The sequence below is a fragment of the Bradyrhizobium sp. Tv2a-2 genome, from assembly GCF_000472425.1.
Lineage (GTDB): Bacteria > Pseudomonadota > Alphaproteobacteria > Rhizobiales > Xanthobacteraceae > Bradyrhizobium.
The window spans coordinates 17,103-32,721 of the sequence record NZ_AXAI01000025.1 but is presented as its reverse complement, the minus strand read 5'-3'; the positions used below and the strand labels follow the sequence as shown (position 1 = coordinate 32,721).

The 15,619-nt window shown below is 57.1% G+C and carries 11 protein-coding genes and 1 pseudogene; 9 read left to right on the top strand and 3 right to left on the bottom strand.

The window, feature by feature from the left end; translation table 11 throughout:
- The first annotated feature begins 1,041 nt into the window (after positions 1–1,041).
- The 6 genes from A3AI_RS46640 (at position 1,042) to A3AI_RS0134585 (ending at position 8,322) form a co-directional block, all read left to right on the top strand.
- A complete protein-coding gene (locus tag A3AI_RS46640) occupies positions 1,042–1,251 on the top strand; it encodes a hypothetical protein (RefSeq protein ID WP_084801131.1) in 210 nt (69 codons plus the stop codon).
- 114 nt (positions 1,252–1,365) lie between these two features.
- A complete protein-coding gene (locus A3AI_RS0134610) occupies positions 1,366–2,079 on the top strand; it encodes a MerR family transcriptional regulator (protein ID WP_024519936.1) in 714 nt (237 codons plus the stop codon).
- Between the two features lie 948 nt (positions 2,080–3,027).
- Positions 3,028–4,062 carry a branched-chain amino acid ABC transporter substrate-binding protein gene (locus A3AI_RS44045; protein WP_245287019.1) on the top strand — a complete coding sequence of 345 codons (1,035 nt, stop codon included), beginning with the start codon at positions 3,028–3,030 and terminating at the stop codon, positions 4,060–4,062.
- Between the two features lie 390 nt (positions 4,063–4,452).
- Positions 4,453–5,658: a hypothetical protein gene (locus A3AI_RS48260; protein WP_024519934.1), complete on the top strand. Its 1,206-nt coding sequence runs from the start codon at positions 4,453–4,455 to the stop codon at positions 5,656–5,658.
- Positions 5,659–5,912: 254 nt separating this feature from the next.
- Positions 5,913–7,079, top strand: coding sequence for a histidinol-phosphate transaminase (hisC, locus tag A3AI_RS0134590; protein ID WP_024519933.1), 1,167 nt, complete (start codon positions 5,913–5,915; stop codon positions 7,077–7,079).
- A 217-nt stretch (positions 7,080–7,296) separates the two neighbouring features.
- Positions 7,297–8,322, top strand: a complete 1,026-nt coding sequence (locus tag A3AI_RS0134585; protein ID WP_024519932.1) for an LLM class flavin-dependent oxidoreductase — start codon at positions 7,297–7,299, stop codon at positions 8,320–8,322.
- A gap of 1,340 nt (positions 8,323–9,662) precedes the next feature.
- Here A3AI_RS0134585 and A3AI_RS48255 read toward each other — a convergent pair.
- Positions 9,663–9,989 (bottom strand): hypothetical protein, encoded by a 327-nt coding sequence (locus A3AI_RS48255; RefSeq protein ID WP_156928074.1) that lies wholly within the window; start codon positions 9,987–9,989, stop codon positions 9,663–9,665.
- A gap of 57 nt (positions 9,990–10,046) precedes the next feature.
- Here A3AI_RS48255 and A3AI_RS48250 point away from each other — a divergent pair, with 57 nt between their 5' ends.
- Together A3AI_RS48250 and A3AI_RS0134570 are read left to right on the top strand one after the other, a co-directional pair.
- Complete coding sequence (locus A3AI_RS48250; RefSeq protein WP_156928073.1) at positions 10,047–10,211, top strand: hypothetical protein; 165 nt, start codon at positions 10,047–10,049, stop codon at positions 10,209–10,211.
- A gap of 117 nt (positions 10,212–10,328) precedes the next feature.
- Positions 10,329–10,571 (top strand): hypothetical protein, encoded by a 243-nt coding sequence (locus A3AI_RS0134570; protein WP_024519931.1) that lies wholly within the window; start codon positions 10,329–10,331, stop codon positions 10,569–10,571.
- 941 nt (positions 10,572–11,512) lie between these two features.
- Here the strand turns inward: A3AI_RS0134570 and dctA are convergent.
- Positions 11,513–12,801: pseudogene (gene dctA, locus A3AI_RS44025) on the bottom strand (C4-dicarboxylate transporter DctA).
- Between the two features lie 738 nt (positions 12,802–13,539).
- On the bottom strand, positions 13,540–13,761 hold the full coding sequence (locus A3AI_RS48245) for a hypothetical protein (protein WP_156928072.1): 222 nt from the start codon (positions 13,759–13,761) through the stop codon (positions 13,540–13,542).
- 715 nt (positions 13,762–14,476) lie between these two features.
- Here A3AI_RS48245 and A3AI_RS0134555 point away from each other — a divergent pair.
- Positions 14,477–15,217 (top strand): outer membrane protein, encoded by a 741-nt coding sequence (locus tag A3AI_RS0134555; RefSeq protein WP_024519930.1) that lies wholly within the window; start codon positions 14,477–14,479, stop codon positions 15,215–15,217.
- Positions 15,218–15,619: the final 402 nt, after the last annotated feature.

The following is a 15,619-nucleotide window of genomic DNA, read 5'->3' as shown; positions in this document are numbered from 1 at the left end:
TAAGAGAAGAGGATTTCCCACAATAAGTCCTTCAGCCTCGTTTCCTGCTAGAACACCGGGTTTTCTTGGTACTCTTTCGTGGTCGCCCCCTACGGCCCATTGTAGCCAACGATGCAGTCGCGATCTGAAAACGCTCAAAGTGCTGAACCATGGGCGTGGTTCGGAAAGAGCGGCTCTCGAGTGCCTGATTTGCATCATATGCAGTCAGCTGCATCGTAGGAGCAGCCTTGATCGGCGAAACATCTTAAGGCACGCGTCGAGACCTTGGACGCAGCGGCGCGAACATGGCATCCGATCATCTCGGTAGTCCCGACTGGAGCTAAGCGTAAACCCGCCAGCGAATCACTCCCTCGCGCTCGTCAATGCGGACCCTACAGGCATCGTCCTACGTATCGAGCACCTTAGGCGCCGCATCGAGCTGATTGCAGAGCTCACCCGCGGCAGCTCAACTGCTCAAGCTACTGACAGGTAAGCTCATAACTGCTCAACTTGAGTCCAGCGCAAGAACGCGCAATGCGCAGCAGGACTGGATAATCACCGCCATGTTGTTCAGGACCTCCGTGAATTCTGGACCTACGCGAGCGCAACTCCGTGCCTAGGTCGGGTCTCGGTCCGGCAAGCCAACGATCACGCAAATTGTAAATGACACGCCGGGTGTCCTGCACCTACCAATTCTCGGAGATTGCTTTCCTATGTGCTCCGGCCGCTTATCAACGCAGCGGCTACTCTCGTCGTTTGGAATTATTGCTCAGATTCGAATGGCACGTTTTAGCAAAAGCGATCTTTTCTCTCGCACCATTCTTGCTGGTTGCATCACCGCACGTACGCACATAATTCCAAAAGCCGGCTCGATATTCGCAACGCAACCACCAGGCAAACGCGCGACGCGGCTCTGTTGCGCGACGGCCTCACTAGAGCAGCGTTGCCGTGTTCTTGGTGTACGCCGCAACTCTGTCTTGTTTTGGCCCTACCGCAGCCAAACGCCTTGGTCACCTGCGTCACCTGCGCGCTATCGCGCAATGATAAACACGGAGGCGAGCATTGCAACGACACAGCGGTGTCTATGATCCAGAAGACCTCTCACTGTTGGGAACGATTTTCGATGAAGCAATTGCCGCATTGCCTGCATCGATGCGCACCCCAGAAAATCGCACGGCAATTGCTCAGCTCATTCTTCAACGTGCAGCTTCCGGTGAAGCAGGGTTGGGATCCCTAATGAACTTGATGGGCGCCATTGCGTCTGCCGCCTGAGCGAGCGGCGATCTGAGCGCTAGACAACCAAAACCCAAGAAGGTTCAAGCTAGCCCATTGAATTAGCTTGAATCTCACGTGACGTCAGGTTGTAGGCTTGGAAATAGACACATCATGATCAGACCTACACCACGAAGGCGTCGATGGCGCATTGGAGAACTTGCGGAGGCTGCCGGTGTAACGGTACGCACCCTGCATCACTATGAGCACACGGGATTGTTGGCCGCGTCCGAGCGCACGGACGGCGGTCATCGTATATATGACCGCGAAAGCATCAAGCGCGTTTATCAAATTCGTGCGCTACGTGAACTTGGCTTCTCGCTCCATGAGATCCACAGAGCGATGGAGGGCCGCATTTCGCTTACCGATCTATTGCGAAAGCATTTAGAGCGGATAGAGGTTCAGGTCGCTCGGGCGACGCTGCTGCGTGATCGCCTGCGTGACATGACGACTCAGGGCGAAACAAATGTCAGTGTTGACGAACTGCCTGCCACTCTGGATGCGATGTCGCGGGCTGAGAAGCGCCCTCAGGCGCGCCGCTGCACATGTGCCCCAGATGCGGTTCGAGAGGAAAGGTGGCGGGAGATCCGCGATGAATTGCGTGGCTGCATGGATAGGGGCGAGCAGCCTTGCTGTGAACGAGCGAACGCTGTCGCGCTGCAGGCGCGATCGCTGATCACCGAAATCGCGGGCGTCGATCCGACGGTCTCCAGATTATTAAAGGTTCTTGCCCGATTGAGCGCGCCACGCAGTTTGGCTGGCTGGGACCCGAACCTGATGCAATATCTCGATCTGGCACTTGCCGCCTTGAATGATCGGCCGTGTTGACGCGACCGGACCCGCGTGCACGCCCCTCCTTGCTCTCTCCATCTTACATCACACGACATGAGACATTGAGTTGCGGGTGCTGTTTCGCACCATGTTCCTCCCCCGCACTTTCCGCTAGCTGCGTCTCCTGTCTTTCATCGCCCACAAAGTTTGAAATGATCCTGCGGGGTGGCGGGCGGATCAGACTTGAAACGCACGTAACGTCAGATTGTACCATCAGCGACCAGAGGCATCGATCGGTAAGCGACAGAGGGCGGCTCTGGCCAAGGGCACGTCACGCCGGGGAAAAACAATGACAACTGCTGGGCTTCATAAGTTGGTACTCGGCGTCGACTATATAGATGGCACTTCCGGTTCTCTCACCGACTACGGATCGAACTCCCTGCGGGTAATATGTCGTGTCAACCGTTTAGTGGTCGACGGCACTTCCGGGATGGTGGCCCAAGGCACTGTTCTGCTGCCCGAGCACCCGCTCAGGAGAGCCATAGTGGGAACGGACGGGGTCGTGAAGCCACGGACGATCTCAGCCGCATTGGAGGCCAACCGCAGAGTCCGCGAACCCAACGATCGACCGCTGAATTCAATCGACAGCGCCAGTTTCGCAGTCGGGCTTGGTACCGGGACGGGTTCACCCATGCATCGGCATGACGCGACATGCACACCGCGCCAGACGACGCGCTCAGCCGGGGCCCTGCAGGCAGTCCGGTTAAATAGCGGGACCCGCGGGATCAGAGTGGAGGCAACGTGGCGGGGTCCGCACGCGACTTGCGCCGGCTCCGATGCTGTGGGGTCAGCGACACATCTCACTGACGATCGGTGGCTGCCTGTGTGCGCACCCTGGACGAGCCGCTCCGCCGAAGCCGGCGTCCTCTTGTGATCAACGTTGTCTCAACGATCCGAAGCGCAACAAGATTGATCTCCGTCACGGGTCACAGTCGAACGCTCCGCATGTGCAATACTCGCATCTTTTCCTTCGCCAGTGCAGCCATATTCGCTTCTATGTTGACGCCAACTGCGGGCGCCGTTCACGTCAACATTGCTGTGGCCGGTCCGATGACTGGAAGCGCCGCGGCGCTCGGCGCACAGATGCGCGATGGAACGGTGACCGCCGCTGAAGCATCAAATGCTTCTGGATTACTTCCTAGCACAGGGATATTGAGGGTGGCGGACGACACGTGTGATCCCAAACAGGTCGTCGCTGCTTCCGATCAACTGACGATGGAAGACGTCAAGTTGGTCGTTGGTCCTTTTTGTTCCGCTTCCTTGAGTCCAGCCTCCGATGTCTACGCTGATGCGGCACTGGCCCAGATTTCACCGGCGTCAAGCAGTCGACAATTGACGGAACGAGGTCTGAAGACCGGCTTTCGGATCTGCGGGTGTGACGAGCGACAGGGGGCCGTCGCAGCCGAGGACATCCTCAGGCATTACCCAGACGCGAAGATTGCCGTCCTGGATGATAAGCGCACGGCGGGCAAAAGGATTGCCGATGTCGTCGCCTCACGTCTTCAGGAAGCGGGCACAAAATACGTCATGCGGCAAAGCTACGTGGCCGGCGGGACGGATTACGTGGCCTCAGTCTTGAGGATGAAGAGCGAAGGCGTTCAGATCGCGCACATCGCCGGCTATTACGCCGGGATCGGCTTGATCGTAGGCCAGGCCGCAGAAGCGAGCGCGGATTTTATGGTCACGGGCAACGATCCGCGGATGAGAAATGAATTTTGGAGTATCGCGAGCGAGGCAGCGAACGGTACGCTGTCCACTTTCGTGCCCGATCCGACCAGGAACGCTAAAGCGTCAGACGCCGTCGCTAAGCTCACGCTTCCAAGGTCTCGGCAGGACGCTACACGCTCGATACTTATGCCGCTATCCAGGCATGGGCAGACCCGGTCAAGCGGTCAGGCACATTCGACGGCATGCCAGTCGCGGCTACGCTTCGTTGCCAGGCAATCGAAACCGTCCTCGGCACGGTTCGATTCAACGTAAAAGGCGACCATGCAGCTCCCGGCTTTATGATCTACCGCTGGCGACACAACAATGTTGAGCCAGTCGAATGACAAAGCCCTCGCCTGGACATCTCCGGCACAACTGCGAATGATTGAAATCGATGAAACGTCTTCTCAACCCTAGAAACAGCGCGTTGCTCGTGTTCTTTGTGGGCCTCGCATCCCTTTTCGCGGCTCTCTTCCATTCCGCGGGTGTGCAAGGGGAAACGTCCGTACCTATTGGCGAAGTACCGCCAAACGCGCCGCGTGACCTTTGGCTGATACTATTCTGTCTGAGTGCTGGAGAGCACCGGTACCAGGTTCCCGCCGCTCAACTTATGCGTGTTCTTCCGCCCGAGCTCCGGAACCTATCATTCAAGGGTGATTTCTGATGCGGATGATACTCGCAGCATGCAGTGTTTTTGCTCTCTGGCAAGTTCAAGCCGAACCACAACCATCGACGCAAGCCGCGATCTGCCGGCTAGCAGCGGCGCACCCGTCAACGGACGAGACGCCGCGTCACGTGGCAGACCGGGCTCCGGATGGCGCGTCCAATGGAATCTCGCAAGATCCGCCTGCGGAAGATCTCAAAGCAGCGCTGGAGGCGCGGGCCAACGGAATCGAGACCGATCCAACCCACGGGACCGTCGGCTTTCTCGTCAATGTTTATGGACCGGATAGCCAAACCGAGCAGTCTCGCGGGTTCCGACGCACACAAGCGAAGAGGTATGTCGACGCGCACCCTGGTACGTCCGGCGTCCTCTTCATTGAAGATGTTATCGAGCATGACGCTCCGAAGGAGTTTGCGCCGCATCGACTCGAGTATCGGGAAACTCTGGTGGATTATTATGTGAGCGGCGGCACACTGAATGACACGGTATTTGGTTTCGTCGACGGACCGTATCCCCCGATGTGGAGGGTAGAAGCGGCACCTGTTTATACCAGTCTGATATATGTCGACGCGCATGGCGGCGAGACATACGTCAGCGATGACAAGGTCCATCAGATGAGTGATCTCCCGTCTGCAGTGATCGACGAGATGATGAACCGCCAGGCAGCCGACAGAAGCTACACTTCGAGCCAGGGCTCGCTAGCCGATGCGATCAAACAGGCTTTGGAGGAAGACGATGATGAACGCGCAGATGATTTTCGTCAACAGCAGCAACAAGCACAAAGACTGCGCGAGGACGAAATGCGGGAACGCCAACGGCGGGACGCGGAAATAGATCGGATGCACGAACTGATCTCGCGAGCCGACTCCGGAACCATTGGCCCCGCCGAACAGATTGAACTCGACGGTTACTATGAGAAGACCGAGCGCCCGGGCTCGACTGCGCCTGCTCTCAACTCCGACGACAGCCGCACGCTGGAAAGCTGCCCAGTGTGCCGAAGCAGAAACACTATGGCGCTGCTCAGTCGACATTTTACGGGATCGTTTCAGTTTGTGACCAACGAAGATCGATCTCTAGTGAGAGTCTACCGACACGGCTACCGCAAGCCAGTCGCCCAATTCCGCGACTTGCGACCAAATCTGTCAGGCCCAGTATTTGGTATCTGGACCCGGGCGGGAATGATGTTGGCTCCAACGGAGAAATGACCACGATGTCATCGCGGCACGGCGACACCTGATGCGGAAGACAATAGCGCTTCGGCCGTTGGCGAATGGCAGGTCCAGAACAGCGTAAAGACGATCGGTACATTCCAGCTGCCCCCGCAGGGAAACAGTCGCCACTGCCAAGCAGACAAAACAGCTAAGACATCCAACTCTACTTGCAAACTGCTCTGCAACGCCCAACGAACCGCCGGGTTTGGCAACAGCAATTGGTACCAGCGGCAGAAACGGAGAACACCATGTCAGATGAAAAACTACAAAACGTTCTCTCCTCGCTTTCTCAGACGACGAGCCGATTGGGCTCTTTGCCGCCCGGCCGGCCTGCTCCGGATTCGACTTACGTGAAACTAAACACGAACGAGAACCCGTTTCCACTACCAAAAGTCGTAATGGAAGATGCAGTGGCCGCTCTCGAGCGACAGTACTTATATCCTGAAGAAGACAACCTTGGCTTGCGGGTTGCGGCTGCCACCGCTTATGGCCTCAATAAAGATCAAGTGATCGCCGGCAACGGCTCGTCTGAGCTGCTTGGGCTTGTTTACAAGGCCTTTCTTGCGCCCGGGGACAGCGTTGCAATGATGTCACCCGGCTTTTCCTTCAACCGGAAACTGGCCGCGTTACAGGGCGCTCGTTTTCTGGAAATCGAGTGGAAAGACCCTCATTCCTTGCCCACCGAAGAACTGCTGTTTGGCCCTGCAAAGGATGCCAAATTCCTTGTGATAGCCAATCCGAACAATCCGACGGGTACGTTCGCGCCAATCGCATCTATCGAGCGATTTCTGGCGCGATCGGACCACTTGATCGTGTTGGATGAGGCATATGTGGACTTTGCACCTGAAAATGGACTTCGTCTCGTCAATCGCTACCCGAATCTACTGCTACTAAGGACATTTTCGAAAAGCTACGCCACGGCTGGCATACGCGTCGGCTTCGGTTTCGGCCATCCCGAGCTTATTGGGAGGCTACGCAATACCCAGAACGTGTTCAACATGAACGTTATTGGCCACGCGGTCGGCATTAGCGTTCTTGCACATCGTGCCGCCTACGACGAGAACCACAGATCTATTCGGCACGAAAGGGAACGGGTTGGGGCCGCGCTGTCTCGACTTGGGTTCTCTGTCATGCCTTCACATGCCAACTTCCTTTTAGCCCGCGTCCCTGACGAGCACGGCGGTAAGTGGTGGCAGGACGCTTTGGAACAGCAAAAGATCCTGGTTGCCTTCTTCCCTGAACGAACTTTGGAAAACTGCATCCGCATCAGCATCGGCACGAGAGCTGATATGGACGCATTCATCGCAGCAGCGACCGGCATTGCTGAGCGCCTGAACACAGACAAATCGCGAGGTCCGGACTCCAAGCAGGATCAGGCACCGCTGGCAGGACGCGACGTAAGATCAAGTTGTTGATCTAGCTGAATGACGAATAGACAACAGCTCTCAGTTTCCTTCCTTAAAGCCTCGCAGCATCGGCAAAAATGCAAATCACCGCCTTCGCCAGCAGCATCGTGCACCAAGAGCCAACGTGAACGTCATCACGGCCCCTAAAGAGAGAGATACCGCCGTCGACGACGACCCGGCGGCTTGAATTGAGCAGAACTCAAGTTTCAGAATCGGAGATAATCAAGTGAGAAGCGCGCTTCCTTCGAAAATAACCTGCGGCATCTTCGACCATTTGGACGACAATGGCAGAGATCCTGCCCAACAATACGAAGATCGGCTCATACTGGCAGAGACTTGCGATGATCTCGGATTTTATGCCTATCACGTTGCAGAACACCATTGTACGCCCCATGGGAGAGGTCCATCGCCGAATTTGTTCTTGTCGAGCGTGGCACAGCGCACGCGCCAACTTCGTGTTGGTCCGCTGGTGATGCTTCTTAACCTGTATCATCCGCTTCGCGCATTTGAAGAAGCCTGTATGCTGGACCAATTGAGCGGCGGCAGGCTTGAGCTCGGCATCGGACGGGGCTCTCTGCCAATCGAATGGGGTTATTTCGGCATAAGCGCGGATACCGCGCCGGACCGCTACGAGGAGGCGAGTGAAATTCTCATTAAGGCGATGAAGGAACAGACGCTATCCTATCATGGGCAATATTTTGAGCTGAGCGACGTTCCTCTGACTCTAAGACCTCATCAGGCAAATCCGCCGAAGTGGATCGCCACCAACAGGTCGGAGTCCGCAGTCTGGGCCGCTGCGAATGACGCAAATCTCGCCTGCGTGGGCCCCTCTTCTGCTGTCCGACAGGTTACTGACGCATTCCGCGCCCATCGAAAACAACACCCTGATGAGGATAATCGAGAGCCGTTTCTCGGATTGCTCCGCATGATCGTGATCGCGCGTTCGCACACAGACGCTTACTTTACGGCGACGGCAGCTTACGAACGCTGGCTCGAGAGCTTCAAGTTCCTTTACGAACTCAATGCAGTTCCAACGCCGCCGAACCTGCCGCTTAGCTTCGATGCAGCACTCGCAAGTGAGCTATGCGTCGTGGGAACGCCAGCTTCTGTGCGACAGACTCTGCTAAACCAATTGGAAGATGCAGGTGCCAACTACCTCCTTTGTCAGATCGCATTTGGGAATTTGCCAATAGACGCCTCCTTCTACACCGCAAGGACGATCCAAGCCGAGATCTGCGGTCGATTTGCGTGACGCTGGTTCACCATCCCGAGGCGCCGATATCAAATCGCTTTGCCGCTGCTCCTTGCGCTTTCCCGTTCGATTGGCTTGGGCTGCCACCAAAGGTAAGGCGTGTAGCACGACCTCAGGATGGCTTAGTTGGTAAGCACGAGGTCGATGAAGGATAGGCCCTGTTTGCGCGGTACGATGGCCTAATCTCGTGCCTATAGACACCATGATGTCAATCCGGACCTGAGGCCCGATGCAAGGCTACGCGGACCTCCTTCGCCAACAGCAGGAGGCGGTCGGATGCTTATGGCGTCGCAGTGGCGTTCTACAGTTTTCGGGAGGGGGAGTGAGCTTGGCCTGACCGCCGCTCATGGCTCCGGACCCAAGTCCAGGCGTTGAGTAAAGCGCAGCTCGAGCAAGCGTTGCGGATATCTGTTGATCGAGACAATCCGCCACAGCAATACCACGAACCGGGTTATCGAGTGGCGGCGATCCAACCCTCGTGATCACTACAGGAGAGCCAAGTGCGACCTATCACGTTGTCGAAGCTATCGAGACTCCTGCACCTCAGCCGCCGGTTAGCCGTATGCGCATCGCGACCGCAGTTCATGTATCAAACGGCTACTCTGAGACGGCAGTGCCGGCGCTCTCAGCTAGGCGTTTTGGGATCAACGGTGTGAGGGGTTTCGCTCCCCGGGGCTCACGAGCGTACACTTGGCGGCGTGTTGCCGCGTTGAATTGCCTCTCGACGACTTCGCGCGAACAGCAGCCTAATCTTGAGGCATTAGCGGGACACCAAATGGCAGGCGTTAATTTCGAACCGGGAACTTTATGGTCCATCGTTTCGCGCCGTGGGCCTGACATCGAGTTCGCCACGAAGCGCTTTCGCATTCGTATGGCTCGCAACGGTCTCTGTCTTCCGGACTGCACCCGCGGGCCAACGAGGGACTCTAAAGTTAGCATGGATCTAGACGAATATGCCGAGATCTCGTTGAGTTACCTTCCGAATCCACACAGCGCGCCGGATTCTGTTGGAACAAAACCGATCGGTTGCTGCTCCATCAAATTGCAGCCATCCTGACGTTCTGGTGCCCTCGTAGCTGATCTCTAACGATGCGCCGAAAGCCAAAAGTCCCTTCCGCATGAGCCTCGAACGAGTTGAGGGCCACGGGATCGGCGCCGGCACGCCGTAGAATTGAACGAGACTGAGCCCGAGCCGCCATCTCGTTTCCGCCAGTCAGCAAGAGGAGCGTTGATCGTGGTGGCTCAGCCAACCACTTGACCGCTGTCGTTCGTTCCCATCGTCGCGGCCTCGGCGTCTGTCCGGTAATGCAAAACTACTCACCAATCGCTAGCAGGAAAGGTCAATTAGCGTGTCTGAGCAAGGACTCACAGCCCTCAAGGAATCCATCGCGAGGATCGATCAAGTATTTCAGAGATTTAGAGAAATGATCGATACCGACAACACGATTTCGCCAAGCATTCGTGGAGCGCTTCACATGATGATCGATGACAATCTTCGCTGCGCCAGAGCGAGAATGTTCGAATACATCATCGAGCAGCAGGCACAACAGGGATGAACCTGCTGGTAGGCTGTTCAGATGTTTGCGTTCTTGGCCGAATGAGTAATCTGCACCCGCGCCACAGTTGCTCTGTGGATTGAACCATGCTCCGGCGGAGAGAACGTCCACAGGTCCTCCTGCTTGAACTCAGGGTGTGAACAGCCTGCAATACATCATGAAAATGCCTTGGCACCAATGACTATGGAGTTGTCCTGCGAGGCGACGCTCGACGTCCTGGTCACCGATCTCACTTCACTGCGAATGCTGGTCGGTCCGAACCATATCAAGACCCACCGCTCGAATGCGGCCGCATCAGCGTTCGCGGCGAGTAACCAGATCGGCCCAAGGTAACGCTATGTCTCCAGGCCAGGCACGGTACCGGCCGAGAGGCGGACGCAGGTGGTGTGCGAAATGCATAGCTGTGCAGGGCACAGCTGTGCATCGAATTGAAACCGACAAAGGAAGAGCATGGAGAAGATTTTGCTAGTCGAAGCGGAGCTTCGGCAAATGGAAGTGATCTACGCCCGCAAGCGCTGCGCGCTCGCAAAGCTTGAGGACGCGTATCGTAGGAAGCTCGTCGAGTTGCTCGAGGCCAAGGCGGAGCGCGATCGGTGGATTGCCGATCAGTCCGTCGGACCCAGCTCGAATCGCGTTGGCGAGATGGCCGATATGCCAATCGGCGCTACAGCTCGAAGGACTGACGTTTGTTAGCCATCGCGATGAAGGCGAGGACGATAAGTGACCACACGCTGGCCGAATGACTTTCATCGAAATAGATTGATCGCGGGGATTCCCAGAGTGACGAGCTCCCCCCCGCGCAGCAATCGTGCAAGCACCCGCGACGGCAGACGAAAGTACCCGGCTCTGATCACCAGATAGCAGCTCCGCCAAGCGTTCACCCGCCCACAGGAGCGCATTAATCATCGATCTCGTTTGCTCCGCAGGAGGAACTGTCCTCTTCGTCCAAACATTGCGGGACCGGTCTCGCGCTGTCAGGCTCGTCCCCGGCTCTGCTTGTGAGAAGGACTTGGACAGCTCCTCCACGAACTCATTGATCGGCTGCTGTCAGCTGCCGACGAGATGTACGCCCAAGCCCGAGCAAGTGCCGCGTTGCGTGGCTGCCCACCCGAACTCATGCCGACGAACGAAGATGAAGAGCTTACGGTTGATCAAAGGTCTACCACCGTCGCCACGACGCAAGCGTTCGTCCCCCTTAGCAACGAGAGCTGACATCTCTGGTTGACCGAACCTATCTCGTCTGGGCGTTCTTCAGAAAGGCTACATTCGATTCCCTCCACGGGATTCGATTGCGAATTGCCGACATCACATTGCTGGCGTACGCTAGGCGGTTTACTGCGGGAGACACGGAGGCGACATCAATTTGGTACAGATGTCGCCCGACACGAGCAACGTGTCGGTTAGAGTTGGCTTGCTTCAGCCGTTACGAACGCCTCTATTCGGATGCTGGATTTATGACGTATTCCGGAGCTTCGTTTGGACCGCTGGAATTTGATGCGCCGATCTATGTTGATCTTGGAGACAGACCCAGTTCGGAGCCACTTTTATAGCCCAAAAATGTCTGATTCCAGGTTCATATTGTTTGGTTGCTGGCAGGCACTCAGCGGAGTTCTTGAGCAGACACAACCGAGATATCAACGTTTCGGGCAGACGTGACTCCGAAGTTCCACCTGCAGCGTCGTCTGATTGAGCTCACCTTCCCACCATGACACAAACACCGCTGCGACGCCGTTGCCGGTTATGTTGGTGAGTGCGCGCACCTCGCTCGTGAACTTGTCGATCGAGAACACGATGGCCATGGCAGGCACCAGCGCCGGGTTGACCACCGAGCGTCGCAGCCAGCGTGATGAAGCCCGCGCCGCTGACACCGCTTGCGCCCTTTGAGGTCAGCATCGCCACGACCACAATTGTCAGCTGCTGGCGGAAGGTGAGATCGACGCCGAGCGCCTGCGCGATGAACAGGGTCGCCAGAGTCATATAAATATTGGTGCCGTCGAGGTTGAAGGAGTAGCCGGTCGGCACCACCAGACCGACCACCGGCTTTGAGCAGCCGAGCCGCTCAAGCTTCTCCATCAACTGGGGCAGCGCGCTCTCCGACGAGCTCGTGCCGAGCACGATCAAGAGCTCATCCTTGATATAGGCGATGAACTTGAAGATGGAGAAGCCGACAAACCGCGCGACCAGGCCGAGCACGATCACCACGAACAGTCCGGCGGTCATGTAAAACAAGGCGACCAACCCAACCAGGTTGCCGAGCGCCGTGTGGCCGTATTTGCCGATGGTGAAGGCCATGGCGCCGAATGCGCCAAGCGGCGCTGCCTTCATGACGATGCCGATCACGCCGAACACCGCACGCGCGGTGTCATCGATGAGCGTGCGCAGGCCGTCTACCCATCGCCATTAGTGCGAAGCCGAACAGGATCGCAAACAGTAGCACCTGCAGGATGTCGCCACGTGCGAGCGCGCCAACCACGCTATCGGGAATGATGTTGAGCACGAAATCGACCGATTTCGTCGCCTTCGCCTGATCGACATAGTGCTGGACTGCCGCGGCGTCGGGCTTGGCGGCAAGGCCGTGGCCGATCTGGAAAACATTGTCCATGATAAGGCCGATCACGAGGGCGAAGCTGGAGACGATCTCGAAATAGACCAGCGCCTTCACGCCGACTCGGCCGACCTTGCGCGCATCTTGGATGTGCGAAATGCCCGACACCACGGTGCAGAAGATGATCGGCGCGATCACCATCTTGATCAGCTTGATGAAGCCATCGCCGAGCGCCTTGATCCATTCATTGGTGGCAAGCGACGGCCAAAGCCAGCCGACCACGACACCGAGCACGATCGCGAACAGGACCTGAACGTAGAGGATTTTGTACCAGGGACGGGACGTCGGCGCGAGCACCACGGCTGCGATCGTTGTCATCATGTTCCTCGCCATATCTTTCTGCCGCCGCCTCTACTCGGGCAGCTGACGCCGCACACCATCCCGTCCTCCCAGCAAGGCTGTGCAGAAACAGCCGGAGAAGGAGACGAACATCCACTATCTTAGGCCCCATCGGCGACGGGGTGGAATTCAGTTATTCACTTCGAGTCCCCGTACGCGGGATAAGCGTTTTCTCATTTGCCAGATCGCTGGCATCGAACCAATCATTCGGCGAGTACGAATCTGGCAGGCAGCCGGCTCCTCCTTTTGAATCTCGACTCTATAGGCTACGACCCTCGTTCGCAGCCGTCAGTCAATGGTTCCGTGGTAGGTGCGACGTCGGCGACCATGAAGCGCCCGGCCCATATCCGCAACTAGGGCGTTTTGCGCCATCCGGCTCCTAACTCGCAGATAACCGTCTCAAGAGCGGGGTACGGCGGCGACCCGAAGCGGCCGTAGTGGGCTGTCGGACCGTCCGGCTTACGCGCTTCATATTGCTCGAGTGTATCGGAAAGCTTTCTAGAGGCTTGATGGACGGTGACGTCCAAGCCCGCATGTTCAGCGTATCGCCGACCTCGACGAGAAGGCCGCGTCTCAGTCTTCAACGCTCTGCGGTTGTCTATGTGCTTCATCGAGTTCTCAAATGAGTTAGAGATCGCTTCGCTACAAGCGGCGCTGGATAGCCGAACTGTTCGAATTGCGCTAGACGATAGTCGCACTCTTATAGAGCAGTTCGCTCTACTCGAGCGCCTTCAGTTCTAAGAAACGGGGTTTGGGATTCTTCTCACCGCGACCACCAACCTTGCGATAGCCGCATCCATGAGGATTCCCTTCTAAGTACTGGTAGAGCCTCGGAGCAGCGCTGGCATTCATAGCCTCATTGGCAAGTGACGGTTCCACCTCGGCATTGAGAGCAATATTCGCGCCAACAAAATGTGCATGGCACGTGACCGCACGCATCGCCAAAGTGTCGCGGATAAGCCACTCACTCGTATCCTTGCATCCAAACAGACACTTGATGTCCAGGATCCACCAAACTGTTTGGAAGCGCGATATTGCGCCCACAGGCAGTGCGTTGTGAGGACGGCTACCTCGGACCTAAGCCATGAGCCCCGGCGAAGCAAGAGACCACCCAGCTGGGAACCAGGTGCGCCATAGCCTCTCATCTGATCTTGGGAGCGTCTTAGCCAACCTCGCTCTCCAATGCTGTCCCAAGAACCAAGAAGAACCTTCGAATTGACGTTGCCTTAAGCATAGCGAGCTTGTTTAAGAGGAGCTGGTGCGCCGGACCTTTTATCAACTAGCGTGACGGCTTGGCATCCGCGGAAAACATGAACATGCGCTTGCCGCCGCTCTTTAAGCGAGTCCGGTCAGCCGTACCTTTGATCGGAATGGCGGTCCGCCGGTGAATTCCGCACTGTTCATCGCTGGCTACGACGCCTTCTTTATCGGAGAGCTTTCATTCGGATTGCACCGCTTGTCTGCATCTGCGGTGCTTAGAATCGAACCTAGAATGACGTTTTTGTCTGCATTCGATTTTCGAGTCTACAACCTTACGCAGCGTGCGATTCAAGCCATTTCTTTCAACGCGAGTGTTGCGTGACCGTTACAGCAATTCAGTCCCACACTGCTAAGAGGCGAGCGGCGCAGGGGCCATCTAAGGGAACGAACTCGAATGAAAAACTTTTTGCTTCTGACTGCGAGCATCATCGCACTTGGCGCGGTTGCTCCCGCATTCGGCGCGGATCTGGCGCCGCAGCAGGTCTACACCAAGGCGCCGCCGCCACCACCGCCGGCCGCTGTAGCGGTCTACGATTGGACCGGCTTCTATATCGGCGCAAACGGCGGTTTCGGATTGAGCCATAGCTCCTGGGATTTCGGAGGCGTCACGCCCGAGGGCTCGCATGATCCGAGCGGCGGCACTCTTGGTGGTCAGATCGGATACCGCTGGCAATCCGGGCAGTGGGTGTTTGGTCTTGAAGGCCAGGGCAACTGGGCCGACATAAGCGGCTCCAACACGAGCCTCGCCTTCCCGGCTGATCTCAATCGCACCAAGACTGATGCATTCGGCCTGCTGACCGGTCAGGTCGGCTACGCCGTCAACAACCTACTGCTTTACGTCAAGGGCGGTGCCGCAGTGACGAGCAACACCTATCAGATCAACTCCGCCGGCGCCCAGCTGGCAAGCACTGACAGCACGCGTTGGGGCGGCACGGTCGGCGCTGGCGTGGAAGTCGGCTTCACTCCGAACTGGTCGCTCGGCGTCGAGTACGATCACATCTTCAGGCAGGAAGGTGATGTGAACTTCACCGCAGCCAACGGCCCTGTGGGCAGCGATCGTATCCGCCAGGATTTCGATCTCCTGACTGCACGGCTCAACTACAAGTTCGGCGGCCCGCCTGTTTTCAGATATTGATCTGTTCGCGCTCGAACGGCGGATCGAAAGCCCCGGCGGTAAGCCGGGGCTTTTTTCTTCATCCATTCATCTCCAGACAACCGGGCCCCCACTTTTATAGCCATCCGCAGCGGCACTGTTAAAACGCGAGCGGCGCACGGGGACATCTAACGGATCGAACTCGAATGAAACACTTGTTGCTTCTGACCACGACTATCGTCGCACTTTTCGTGGTTGCTCACGCATTCGGCGCAGCGCTGGCTGTTCAGCCAGTCTACAAGGGCCACCTTCACGACTGCGGCAGCTGTTGCGATGTACGATTGGACCGGTCTCTATGTCGGTGCAAACGGCGGACCGGGGTTGAGCCATAGCGCTTGGGATTTCAGAGGCATTGCGTCCGACGGCTCCCACGACCGAAGCGGC

Excerpts from the sequence above, each read along its gene's own strand:
- A3AI_RS44045 (WP_245287019.1), top strand. The coding sequence starts at position 3,028 with ATGTGCAATACTCGCATCTTTTCCTTCGCCAGTGCAGCCATATTCGCT.
- A3AI_RS0134570 (WP_024519931.1), top strand. The coding sequence starts at position 10,329 with ATGGAGAAGATTTTGCTAGTCGAAGCGGAGCTTCGGCAAATGGAAGTG.
- A3AI_RS48245 (WP_156928072.1), bottom strand. The coding sequence starts at position 13,761 with ATGCGTGCGGTCACGTGCCATGCACATTTTGTTGGCGCGAATATTGCT.
- A3AI_RS48260 (WP_024519934.1), top strand. The coding sequence starts at position 4,453 with ATGCGGATGATACTCGCAGCATGCAGTGTTTTTGCTCTCTGGCAAGTT.
- A3AI_RS0134610 (WP_024519936.1), top strand. The coding sequence starts at position 1,366 with ATGATCAGACCTACACCACGAAGGCGTCGATGGCGCATTGGAGAACTT.
- A3AI_RS0134555 (WP_024519930.1), top strand. The coding sequence starts at position 14,477 with ATGAAAAACTTTTTGCTTCTGACTGCGAGCATCATCGCACTTGGCGCG.
- hisC (WP_024519933.1), top strand. The coding sequence starts at position 5,913 with ATGTCAGATGAAAAACTACAAAACGTTCTCTCCTCGCTTTCTCAGACG.